This window comes from Piscicoccus intestinalis NBRC 104926 (assembly GCF_001515525.1).
GTDB classification, from domain to species: domain Bacteria; phylum Actinomycetota; class Actinomycetes; order Actinomycetales; family Dermatophilaceae; genus Kineosphaera; species Kineosphaera intestinalis.
This window is the reverse complement of the sequence record NZ_BCNQ01000009.1, coordinates 66,407-76,792: the sequence shown is the minus strand read 5'-3', so window position 1 is coordinate 76,792 and position 10,386 is coordinate 66,407. Positions and strand designations below refer to the sequence as shown.

Sequence of the window (10,386 nt, the reverse complement as noted above, 5' to 3'; positions counted from 1 at the left end):
TCCCGCTCGTCGGCGGGCGTGCCCGGTCGCCCCGGTCGCCCCGGTCGCTCCGGCCGCCCCGGGTGTCACGGCCGTGCGGACCGTCTGGGTGGTTGTCCCGGTCGCCACGCTCTGCCCGCTCGCCGCGCTCGACGCGAGGTGCCCGTCCGCCGGGTAGGCGGTGACGACGAGCAGGTCGCGGCGCCAGGCGCACGCCTGCCGGGCGGCGAACTCGGCCGCCTCCTCCGACTCCGGGGAGCCGTCGACACCGACGACGACCGGTCCCTGGGGCGGAAACGACTCGCCGGGCGGCACGATCGCCACGACGCACCGCGCGTAGGCGCTGACGTCGCGGGCCACTCCGCCGATGCGGCTGGCCTCCCAGCCGCCGGCGCCGCGCGAACCCACGACGACCGCCTCCGCCGAGCGACTCGCCTCGATGAGGGCCGCGGAGGCGTCGGCGCACTCGTGCACGCAGTCGACGCTGAGGTCGGGGTGGCGCTCCAGCACGGCCGCCGTCTCCCGCACGAACAGCGAGGTGAGCCCGCGTCGTTCGCGGCTCGCGGAGGCCGACAACAGCCGCAGGGGGCGGCCGGCGCGCTGCGCCCACATGGCGGCCCAGCGCGCGGCATCGGTCGCTGCCGACGACCCGTCGACCCCGACCACGATCGGTGCGCCGATCACGATGGCTCCTTGTGCAGAGTGGGCCGACACGGGGTACTGCTCGATCGCCCCGTCGGTCCGATGCGGTGTGGACCACAAGTCCGTTCGCGATCCATCGTGCACAGCGGCCCGGATGGGGCACAGTGGTGGCGACCCTCATCTGGGCGGAGTCTGGCATGTACGGAGGTAGTGCGCGGGTGACGATGTTCGTGCAGCTGTTCCTGCCGATCGCGGCGTTGTTCATCGGCTTCGTGGCCCTGCTCGCGCTGTCGCCGGCCTCGGTCTCCCACCCCATCAGCACCGCCGAGCTCGTCGAGCTGACCGCGCTGCTGCTGGTGACGCTGGTGGTCTCGGCCCTCGTGCTGCGCAAGACGCTGGCCCCGCTGCGCGAGCTGCGGGTCGTCATGGAGCAGCGCGAGGGCGTCAGCGCGCCGGGGCGGGCGCGGGTACGCCGCGACGACGAGGTCGGGCAGGTCGCGCTCGCCTACAACGGGCTCCTCGACCGTCTCGCCGCGGAGGAGACCCGCGCCGCCGGCCTGGCGCTGACCGCCCAGGAGCGGGAGCGGCAGCGGGTGAGTCGGGAGCTGCACGACCAGGTCGGGCAGACGCTGACCGTCGCGCTGCTGCGCCTTGGCCGCGTCGTGCACAGCGTGCCGGGCGAGCTGCAGGAGGATTTCGAGGGGGCCCAGGAGGCGGTGCGCACCGCTTTGCAGGAGGTGCGCACGGTCGCGGCGCAGCTGCGCCCCGGGGTGCTCGAAGACCTCGGGCTGGCCCCGGCCTTGACCTCGCTGGCCACCGAGGCGGCCCGCGAGGGCACGCTGGAGGTGCGCCGCGACATCACCGAGGTCACCGGCGCCACGCCCGACCAGGAGCTCGTCGCCTACCGCATCGCGCAGGAGGCGCTGACGAACGTGCTGCGGCACGCGCAGGCCGGCTCCGTGCGCGTCACGCTGCGCTCCGAGCCGATCGAATCAGCCTCCGGGGGTGTGCAACTCGTGGTCGAGGTGAGTGACGACGGAGTCGGCGTGCACGGCCCTGCGGGCACCGGCCGCACCGGAATGACCGAGCGCGCCGCCCTCGTCGGTGGGCAGCTGTCGATCGGTCCCGCCAGGGCGGATGACCAGCGGCCTGGCACGCTCGTGAGATTCTGCGTTCCGGTGACCACCGGCGATCGAGAGGAGAGCGCCTCATGAACCAGCCCACCCCGGCCCGGATCCTGCTGGCCGACGACCACGCGCTGGTGCGTCAGGGGGTGCGGCTCATCCTGGAATCCCAACCCGACTTCACGGTGGTCGGCGAGGTCTCCGACGGCGCGGAGGCCGTCGACCGGCTCGTGCAGGGCGGCGTCGACCTGGCGATCCTCGACGTGTCGATGCCGCGGATGACCGGGCTGCAGGCCGCGCGCGAGATCGGCCGCCGCAAGCTCGGCGTCGCGGTGCTGCTGCTGTCGATGCACGACAACGAGCAGTACCTGTTCGAGGCGCTGAAGGTGGGCGCGGCCGGTTACGTGCACAAGTCGGTGGCCGACCGCGACCTCATCCACGCGTGCCGGGCCGCGCTGCGCGGCGAACCCTTCCTCTACCCGGGGGCGCTGAGCACGATCATCCGCGAATACCTCTCGCGCCGAGGCGGACCCGAGGACGACTCGACGGTGCTCTCGTCCCGCGAGGAGGAGGTGCTCAAGCTCATCGCCGAAGGCCACTCCGGCCGCGACATCGCGCAGATGCTGTTCATCAGCCCCAAGACCGTCGAGCGCCACCGCGCGAACATCCTCACCAAGCTGGGTCTCAAGGACCGCCTCGAGCTCACCAAGTACGCCATCCGCGCCGGTCTCATCGAGCCCTGACGCACCCGAGTCCCCCTCCGTCAGGTGCGGCGAGGACTGTGGCGGATACCCAGCCCGTCCCTCGGGATGGCGGTCTCGGCAGCCGGAACGAGACCACCGGACTGCCGCCGAACCGACTCCGCGGAGACGGCTCAGCGGCAGCCTGGCGGTCCAGCGCGATGGCACAGGCTCACGTGCGGTTCAGGGAGCCGCTCCGCGGTGAGGCGCGGTGCTGCTGGGGCGGTGCTGCTGGGGGCAGCGCCGCTGGAGCGACTGCGTTCCAGGGGGTCCGCTTCTGGGGCGCGGGCGCGGCTGCAGCGGCCCGCGGGCGTCAGTAGCGCAGGAGCGCGGCGGAACGGGCGGAGTCGGGCAGGCCGGTGACGTGGTGCAGCTCGGCGCCGGTGAGCAGCGCGGCGACGACCGCCTCGTCGAGCGACGTGGCGTCGGCGGCGGCGTCGTGCCCGGCGATGCCCTCGGCGTCGGGGTCGATGAGCAGCTCACCGACGCGCCCCTCCTGCGCCGCGGTCAGCACGGAGCCGGGGTCGACTGTTGCGCGACCGGTGCCGACCAACTCCTCGGCCCGCTCCCGGCGCTCGGCGGTCGCGGCGTCGAGGCGGGCGACCGCGATCGCGCGGCTGCGCTCGAGCAGCTCGGCGGGCGCGGTGGCGTCGGGGTTGCCGGCGACGACGTCGTCGAGCAGGGTCGGCAGCAGACCCGTCTCCGTCAGCCGGGGCAGGTACTCCTCGACGGCGGCGAGCACGAGCGGCGGCGCGGCGTGCCGCCCGATCGCCTCGCGCGCGCCGGCCGCGACCTCGCGGACGAACTTCTCCAGTTGCACCGACGAGACGTCGGCGCCGTGGCCGTGGTGCCCCGCGGTCTGCCCGCCGGCGCCGGGGCGCGGCTGGTGCTGGTGCTGCAGCTGCGATTGGCGCACGTTGCGGCGATCCATGTCGTCGATGTCGGCGGGTGTGTCACCCAACGGCATCGGCGTGATCGAATGCGGGGTGGCGTCGAAGAGCCGCACCTGCTTCTGGCTCAGGGCGAGCACGACGAACCGGTCGTCCCCGGCGGCGATCGGCACGAGCGGAATCAGATGCGCCACCGAGCCGGTGACGCGCGCCGGCCCCACCGACCGCGCGAGTCGGAAGGTGCGCAGGCCCGCCGGTGAGGCGAAGATCGCGAGACCCTCGGCCTGCTCGTCCCAGATCAGCGGGTCCTCCTGCAGCGCGCGCACCGGCGCGAGGAGCTCCTGCGCCTGCTCCGCCGAGCCCCCCGCGGCGACGAGCTCGTCGGCCGCCGGTTCCAGCAGCGCCCGCAGCTCCAGCGCCGCGCGTTCGGACTCGGGCCGGTGCCGGGCGGTGGGCACGTAGAACGACACGACCGGGGCGGGCAGTTCGGCCAGCGCGCGCAGGGTGTCGGGCGTGACGTGGTCGACGATGTCCTGGAACTGGGCCGTGTCGGTCATGGTCCTCCTTGATCGGACGGGTGCGAATCTCTGATTCCATGGTCCGCGGGCGGGCGCCGGGCGCGCATCGGGGCAGGCTCCCACGCCGCCGCAGGAGCACCCCAATCGCCTGCGTGACAACGACTTCGGAGCCGGCCGACGCCGAACCGGAGCGGGCCGGGCCGGGAACCGGTCACTGCAGCGCGGAGGTCAGCCGCAGCACGTTCTCCAGGTAGCGCACGTAGAGCGGCCGGGCCTCCCACTCGGCCAGACTCAGCTCGCTGCTGGCCTCCCGGTACGCGGCGGCCACCTCGCGCAGCCGGCGCGGCAGGTCGCCACCGGCTCCCATGAGGCTGATCTCGTAGTTGAGGTTGAACGAGCGCAGATCCATGTTGCTCGAGCCGATGACGGCCACCTCGTCGTCGAGGGTGAGGAACTTGGAGTGCAGCACGTACGGCGCGGGGTAGCGGTGGATGCGCACCCCGGCCTCGAGCAGCACGCGGTAGTAGGAGGATTGGGCGTACTGCACCATGAACTGGTCGGCCTTCTCACCGACGAACAGCTCGACCCGCACGTCGCGATGGGCGGCGGTCGTCACCGCCTCCAGGATCGCCTCGTCGGGCACGAAGTACGGGCTGACGATGAGCAGTTCGCGTTGGGCGTGGTGGATGAGCGAGGTGAACAGCCGCAGGTTCGGTTGGGTCGGGTAGCCGGGACCGGAGGGCACGACCTGCAGCGCGTTGCAGGATCCGCCGATCGGCTGCGGCTCGAAGGTCTCGAAATACCGCTCGGCGGGCAGCTCTTCGCCGGACTCGGTGTACCAGTCGACCGCGAACACCGACTCCACGGGCCCGACGATCGGGCCGGACAGACGCACGGCGGTCTCGCGCCACTCCCGGCCGATGCGGGCGTTGCGGGCGCTGCGGTAGTGCGGGCCGATGAGGTTGAGCGAGCCGAGGTAGGCGGTGCGGCCGTCGATGACGATGATCTTGCGGTGGTTGCGCAGGTCGAGCCGCCGCCAGCGCCGCCGCAGCGGGTCGATCGGCAGCATGAGGTGCCAGTCCAGGCCCATGTCGTCTAGGCGCCGGCGCATGCGCCCGAACCCGCGGTAGCGCCGCGAGCCCAGGTGGTCGACGAGCAGCCGCACCTCGACCCCGCGCTGGTGGGCGCGGGCCAGCGCGGCGAAGACGACCTCGCTGACCTCGTCCCAGGCGGCGATGTACATCTCGACGTGCACGTAGCGGTTCGCGCCGTCGACGGCCGCCGCGATGTCGGCCATCATCGGGCGGTAGTCGGTGAGCACCTCCTCGACGGAGCCGGGCACGCACGGCAGCGACGTGAGCTGCCGGTTGAGGGTCATGATCGAGACGAGGCTCGCGGGCAGATCCGCCTCCGGCGGTACGGTCGGCAGGTGCGCCAGGCCGTCGTCTAGCTCCCGGTTGGCCTCGGCCTGGATGCGGTGCCGGCGCGCGTTGACCCGGCTGCTGCCGAGCAGCAGGAACAGCGGCAATCCGACGATCGGCAGGAACAAGATGAGCAGCAGCCACGCCGACGACGACGAGGGACGGCGGTTCTCGGGAACGACCCCGACGGCGACGGCCTTGATGACGAAATCGCCGACGATGATGACGGTTTCGATCAGGGCCGCGAGGTCGACGCCGTCCACACCCGCCATGCCGTCCACCTCGGCCTCCTGTGGGCTCGTGCTCGTCGTGGCGGTCTCGTCGCGGGGCCGATCCGCCCGCAAGGCTGTGGTGGATCGGTTCCTCCAGCAGCTCTCAGGCTCGTTCAGGGCCGTGCGAGGGCAGCGGTCTCGGCGTCGCTGAACAGGCGCGAGCGGATGAGAAACCGCCGCCCGGTGGGAGCCTCGAGGGAGAACCCGCTGCCGCGGCCGGGCACGACGTCGATCGTGAGGTGCGTGTGGGCCCAGCGCTCGTGTTGCGAACGCGACATCCACACCGGTACCGGGCGCTCCAGCCCGATCGGCAGGTCGGCCAGGTGCACATCGCTGGAGCCGGTGCGAAACTCGCCGTCGGGGTAGCACATCGGGGCGCTGCCGTCGCAGCAGCCGCCGGACTGGTGAAACATCAACGGACCGTGCTGCTCGGTGAGTTCGCGCAGCAACTCGACCGCCTCCGGGGTCGCGGCGACCCGCGCGGCGGCCGGGGCGTCGACCTCGATGGCGGGGGTCACCGCGGCCAGCGACTGCGCGGCGCTGCGGTGGGTCGTGTCCTCGGGCATCGGCTGTCCTCCTCGGGCGACGTTCGCGGTCAATGGTTGACACGGCGCGATGCCCCACGAGACTACGTGTGACGACACGATCGGGGTAGGCCCGCCGCTCGAACCGCACCCTGCCGGCGCCGGCAGGCGGCGACAGGCGGCGGCGCCGGCCCCCGGCAGCGAAGGCTCGACATGGACGTCCCCGGTCGCGACGACCCCGGCGACCACCTGATCGAGGTGGCCCGCGCCGGCGATGTCGTGCGCGAATCGTGGCATCGTTCGCTGGCCCGGTTGCGCGAGCCCGATGCCGCAGCGGCGGAATTCGTGCTCGACGCCACCGACCTGTCGGCCTACCGCGACGCGCACCCGCTGGCCGGGGTGATGCCGGTGGTGCGCCGGCTGCTCGTCGAACCGTGCACCGACAGCGGCATCATCGTCGCCGTCGGCGACGCCCGCGGTCGCCTGCTGTGGGTCGAGGGGGAGTCGGGCGCTCGCCGCCGCGCGGAGCGCATCGCGTTCGCGCCGGGCGCCGACTGGTCCGAATCGGTCGTCGGCACCGCGGCCCCCGGCACCTCGCTCGTGCTGCGCCGCGGCGTGCAGGTCGCCGGTTCGGAGCACTTCAGCCCCCAGGTGCGCGGCTGGCACTGCACGGCGGTGCCGATCCGCGACCCCGACACCGGCGACGTGCTCGGCGTCGTCGACATGACCGGCGGGGCGCAGGCCGTGGCGCCGCACGCCCTCGCGCTGGTGTCGGCGGCGGTCGCAGCGGCGCAATCCGAGATCGCCCTGCAGCGGCTGCGCGGGACGCTGCCGACCGCCGGCTCGCTGTCGGCGATCGCCGGGGCCGCCGCGAGCCCGGGGAGCGCGACCGCCTCCCGGCCGCAGCTTCGGGTGCTCGGCCGCGACTCGGGGCTGCTCGTGGCCGGCGGCACCGCCACCATGCTGTCGCTGCGCCACACCGAGATCCTCGCGGTGCTCGCCCGACGCCCCGACGGGCTGCGCCTGGACGAGCTGTCCGCCCTGGTCAACCCGGAGGCGAGCGTCACCACGCTGCGGGCCGAGATGGTGCGGCTGCGCCGCCGGCTCGAGACGGTGGCGCCGGGGCTGGTGCCGCAGTCGCGGCCGTACCGGCTCCCGGGCCCGTTGGCGCTGGACGCCGATGCCGTGCTCGAGCACACCGCGCGGGGCTGGCACCGTGCAGCGCTGGAGGCGTATCCGGGTGAGGTGTTGCCGCTGTCAGACGCCCCGGGCATCCGGCGGTTGCGCGCGGAGGTGTCCGGGGCGGTGCGCGACGCGGTGCTCGGCTCGGGGTCGACCGACGCGCTGCTGCACTTCCTGCAGCTGCCGGAGGCCGACACCGACGCCGAGGCGTGGATGGCCACCCTGCGCCGGCTGCCCCCGCGCTCCCCGCGCCGCGACCGCATCGTGCGCCACCTCGAGTGGCTCGACACCGAACTGGCCTGACCGCGAAGCGTCGAACGGGCCTGACCGCACAGCGTGAAGCCGACTGGCCGCCATGCAACGTCGGTGCAACCTTGCTCTCCCTAGCGTCATCGCATCGCCGGATCGCCCGGCGGCATCGACTCAGCGACGAGGAGAGTGCCATGACCGTCTACGCCCGACCCGGATCGTCCGACTCCGGCATCGAGGTCAAGGAGCGCTACGGCCACTACATCGGCGGCGAATGGGCCGAGCCCGTCAAGGGCCAGTACTTCGAGAACATCACCCCGATCATCGGCCAGGCGTTCACCCAGATCGCCCGCGGCACCGCCGAGGACATCGAGAAGGCCCTCGACGCCGCCCACGAGGCCGCCCCCGCCTGGGGCCAGACCTCCCCGACCGAGCGCGCGAACATCCTGCTGAAGATCGCCGACCGCATGGAGGCGCACCTGGAGGACATCGCCGTCTGCGAGACGTGGGACAACGGCAAGGCGATCCGCGAATGCCTGAACGCCGACATTCCGCTGGCCATCGACCACTTCCGCTACTTCGCCGGGTGCCTGCGGGCCCAGGAGGGTGGCATCTCCCAGATCGACGAGCAGACCGTGGCCTACCACTTTCACGAGCCGCTGGGTGTCGTCGGCCAGATCATCCCGTGGAACTTCCCGATCCTCATGGGCGTGTGGAAGCTTGCCCCGGCTCTCGCGGCCGGCAACGCGGTGGTCCTCAAGCCGGCCGAGCAGACTCCGTGGTCGATCCTCAAGCTCATCGAGATCATCGGCGACCTGCTGCCGCCCGGCGTGGTCAGCATCGTCAACGGCTTCGGCGTCGAGGCCGGCAAGCCGCTGGCGTCGAACCCGCGCATCGCGAAGATCGCGTTCACCGGCGAGACCACCACGGGCCGGCTCATCATGCAGTACGCGGCCGAGAACATCATCCCGGTCACCCTGGAGCTCGGCGGCAAGAGCCCGAACGTCTTCTTCGGCGACGTCGCCGACGCCCACGACGCGTTCTACGACAAGGCCCTCGAGGGCTTCGCGATGTTCGCGCTCAACCAGGGCGAGGTGTGCACCTGCCCGTCGCGCGCGGTCGTGCAGAACTCGATGTACGCCGACTTCGTGCCCGCGGCGATCTCCCGCGTCGAGGCCGTCGTGCAGGGCGACCCGCTGGACACCGACACGATGATGGGCGCCCAGGCCAGCAACGACCAGTTCGAAAAGATCCTGTCCTACATCGACATCGGCAAGCAGGAGGGCGCCAAGGTGCTCACCGGCGGCGAGAAGGCGCAGCTGTCCGGCGACCTGTCCGGCGGCTACTACATCCAGCCGACCGTCTTCGAGGGCCACAACTCGATGCGCATCTTCCAGGAGGAGATCTTCGGGCCCGTCGTGTCGCTGACCAGCTTCGACGACGAAGCCGACGCCCTGAAGATCGCCAACGACACCCTCTACGGCCTCGGAGCCGGGGTGTGGACCCGATCGACCCACACCGCCTACCGCATGGGCCGGGGCATCCAGGCCGGCCGGGTGTGGACCAACTGCTACCACCACTACCCCGCGCACGCCGCGTTCGGCGGCTACAAGCAGTCGGGCATCGGCCGCGAGAACCACAAGATGATGCTCGACCACTACCAGCAGACCAAGAACCTGCTGGTCAGCTACTCAACCGACAAGCTCGGCTTCTTCTAGATCGCCCCCGACCCCAACACGACAACGACGACGTGAAAGTTCACACCATGACAACGATGCGCGCAGCCGTGGTTCACGAATTCGGCACCCCGCTGCAGGTCGACGAGCTCCCCGCCCCGGAGCCGGGCCCCGGCCAGGCCCTCGTCAAGCTCGTCACCTCCGGCGTCTGCCACACCGATCTGCATGCCGCCCACGGAGACTGGCCGGTCAAGCCGAGCCCGCCGTTCATCCCCGGCCACGAGGGAGTCGGTGAGGTCGTCGCCCTCGGCGAGGGCGTCACCACGCTGAGCGAGGGCGACCTCGTCGGTAACGCGTGGCTGTGGTCGGCCTGCGGTGTGTGCGAGTACTGCCGCACCGGCTGGGAGACCCTGTGCGAGGAGCAGCAGAACGGCGGTTACGTCGTCGACGGCAGCTTCGGGCAGTGCATGCTCGTCGACGAGCGCTTCGCCGCCCGCATCCCGCAGGGCGCCGACCCGGTCGAGGTGGCGCCGGTGCTGTGCGCCGGGGTGACCGTCTACAAGGGGCTCAAGGTCTCGCAGGTGCGGCCCGGCCAGTGGATGGTCATCTCCGGTATCGGCGGCCTCGGCCACGTGGCCGTGCAGTACGCGGTGGCGATGGGCATGCGCGTCGCGGCCGTCGACGTCGCCGACGACAAGCTGGCGCTCGCGCAGAGCTACGGCGCGGAGGTGCTGGTCAACGCCCGTGAGACCGATCCGGTCGAGGCGATCCAGGAGGCCACGGGCGGCGCGCACGGCGTGCTCGTCACCGCGGTGCACCCGGCGGCGTTCGGGCAGGCGATCGGCATGGCCCGGCGCGGCGGCACGATCGTGTTCATAGGGCTGCCTCCGGGCGACTTTCCGGCGCCGATCTTCGACGTCGTGCTCAAGGGCCTGACGATCCGCGGCTCGATCGTCGGCACCCGCCAGGACATGATCGAGGCCCTCGACTTCTACGCCCGCGGCCTCGTCAAGCCCAAGTGCGCTGTGCGTGAACTCGACGACATCAACGCCGTCTTCGAGGAGATGCAGCAGGGCAAGATCGACGGCCGCGTCGTCATCCGCTACTGACCCCGCCCCTCACTCGGCCGAAGGCTGCCGGATCGGCCGAGGGCTCCGGCTACAGCCCTA

At 72.1% G+C, this 10,386-nt stretch carries 9 protein-coding genes; 5 read left to right on the top strand and 4 right to left on the bottom strand.

Annotation, left to right across the window (positions count from 1 at the left end; genetic code table 11):
- Positions 1–663: universal stress protein (locus PINTE_RS03250; RefSeq protein ID WP_169798440.1), on the bottom strand; the 663-nt coding region annotated here is incomplete at its 3' end.
- A gap of 155 nt (positions 664–818) precedes the next feature.
- Between PINTE_RS03250 and PINTE_RS03245 the strand changes: the two genes are divergently transcribed.
- A complete protein-coding gene (locus PINTE_RS03245) occupies positions 819–1,835 on the top strand; it encodes a HAMP domain-containing sensor histidine kinase (protein WP_157087050.1) in 1,017 nt (338 codons plus the stop codon).
- A complete protein-coding gene (locus tag PINTE_RS03240; protein ID WP_068426142.1) occupies positions 1,832–2,488 on the top strand; it encodes a response regulator in 657 nt (218 codons plus the stop codon). The genes PINTE_RS03245 and PINTE_RS03240 overlap by 4 nt, the downstream gene beginning before the upstream one ends.
- 310 nt (positions 2,489–2,798) lie before the next feature.
- Here the strand turns inward: PINTE_RS03240 and PINTE_RS03235 are convergent, their stop codons facing one another.
- The 3 genes from PINTE_RS03235 to PINTE_RS03225 all read right to left on the bottom strand — a co-directional run bounded on the left by PINTE_RS03235 (position 2,799) and on the right by PINTE_RS03225 (position 6,152).
- Complete coding sequence (locus PINTE_RS03235; RefSeq protein ID WP_068426140.1) at positions 2,799–3,932, bottom strand: baeRF3 domain-containing protein; 1,134 nt, start codon at positions 3,930–3,932, stop codon at positions 2,799–2,801.
- Positions 3,933–4,104: 172 nt separating this feature from the next.
- Positions 4,105–5,586, bottom strand: coding sequence for a cardiolipin synthase (gene cls, locus PINTE_RS03230; RefSeq protein ID WP_068426176.1), 1,482 nt, complete (start codon positions 5,584–5,586; stop codon positions 4,105–4,107).
- 113 nt (positions 5,587–5,699) lie between these two features.
- Positions 5,700–6,152 (bottom strand): DUF779 domain-containing protein, encoded by a 453-nt coding sequence (locus PINTE_RS03225; RefSeq protein WP_084343172.1) that lies wholly within the window; start codon positions 6,150–6,152, stop codon positions 5,700–5,702.
- A gap of 171 nt (positions 6,153–6,323) precedes the next feature.
- On the opposite strand from PINTE_RS03225, the gene PINTE_RS03220 reads away from it, so the two are divergent.
- The 3 genes from PINTE_RS03220 to adhP all read left to right on the top strand — a co-directional run bounded on the left by PINTE_RS03220 (position 6,324) and on the right by adhP (position 10,326).
- On the top strand, positions 6,324–7,595 hold the full coding sequence (locus tag PINTE_RS03220) for a GAF domain-containing protein (protein WP_068426135.1): 1,272 nt from the start codon (positions 6,324–6,326) through the stop codon (positions 7,593–7,595).
- Positions 7,596–7,735: 140 nt separating this feature from the next.
- Positions 7,736–9,259 carry an acetaldehyde dehydrogenase ExaC gene (gene exaC / locus PINTE_RS03215; RefSeq protein ID WP_068426133.1) on the top strand — a complete coding sequence of 508 codons (1,524 nt, stop codon included), beginning with the start codon at positions 7,736–7,738 and terminating at the stop codon, positions 9,257–9,259.
- Between the two features lie 47 nt (positions 9,260–9,306).
- Positions 9,307–10,326 (top strand): alcohol dehydrogenase AdhP, encoded by a 1,020-nt coding sequence (gene adhP, locus PINTE_RS03210; RefSeq protein ID WP_174523983.1) that lies wholly within the window; start codon positions 9,307–9,309, stop codon positions 10,324–10,326.
- Positions 10,327–10,386: the final 60 nt, after the last annotated feature.

Bases quoted from the DNA above. Each gene is read 5' to 3' on its own strand.
- PINTE_RS03245 (WP_157087050.1), top strand. From the start codon at position 819: ATGTACGGAGGTAGTGCGCGGGTGACGATGTTCGTGCAGCTGTTCCTG.
- PINTE_RS03240 (WP_068426142.1), top strand. From the start codon at position 1,832: ATGAACCAGCCCACCCCGGCCCGGATCCTGCTGGCCGACGACCACGCG.
- PINTE_RS03235 (WP_068426140.1), bottom strand. From the start codon at position 3,932: ATGACCGACACGGCCCAGTTCCAGGACATCGTCGACCACGTCACGCCC.
- cls (WP_068426176.1), bottom strand. From the start codon at position 5,586: ATGGCGGGTGTGGACGGCGTCGACCTCGCGGCCCTGATCGAAACCGTC.
- PINTE_RS03225 (WP_084343172.1), bottom strand. From the start codon at position 6,152: ATGCCCGAGGACACGACCCACCGCAGCGCCGCGCAGTCGCTGGCCGCG.
- PINTE_RS03220 (WP_068426135.1), top strand. From the start codon at position 6,324: ATGGACGTCCCCGGTCGCGACGACCCCGGCGACCACCTGATCGAGGTG.
- exaC (WP_068426133.1), top strand. From the start codon at position 7,736: ATGACCGTCTACGCCCGACCCGGATCGTCCGACTCCGGCATCGAGGTC.
- adhP (WP_174523983.1), top strand. From the start codon at position 9,307: ATGACAACGATGCGCGCAGCCGTGGTTCACGAATTCGGCACCCCGCTG.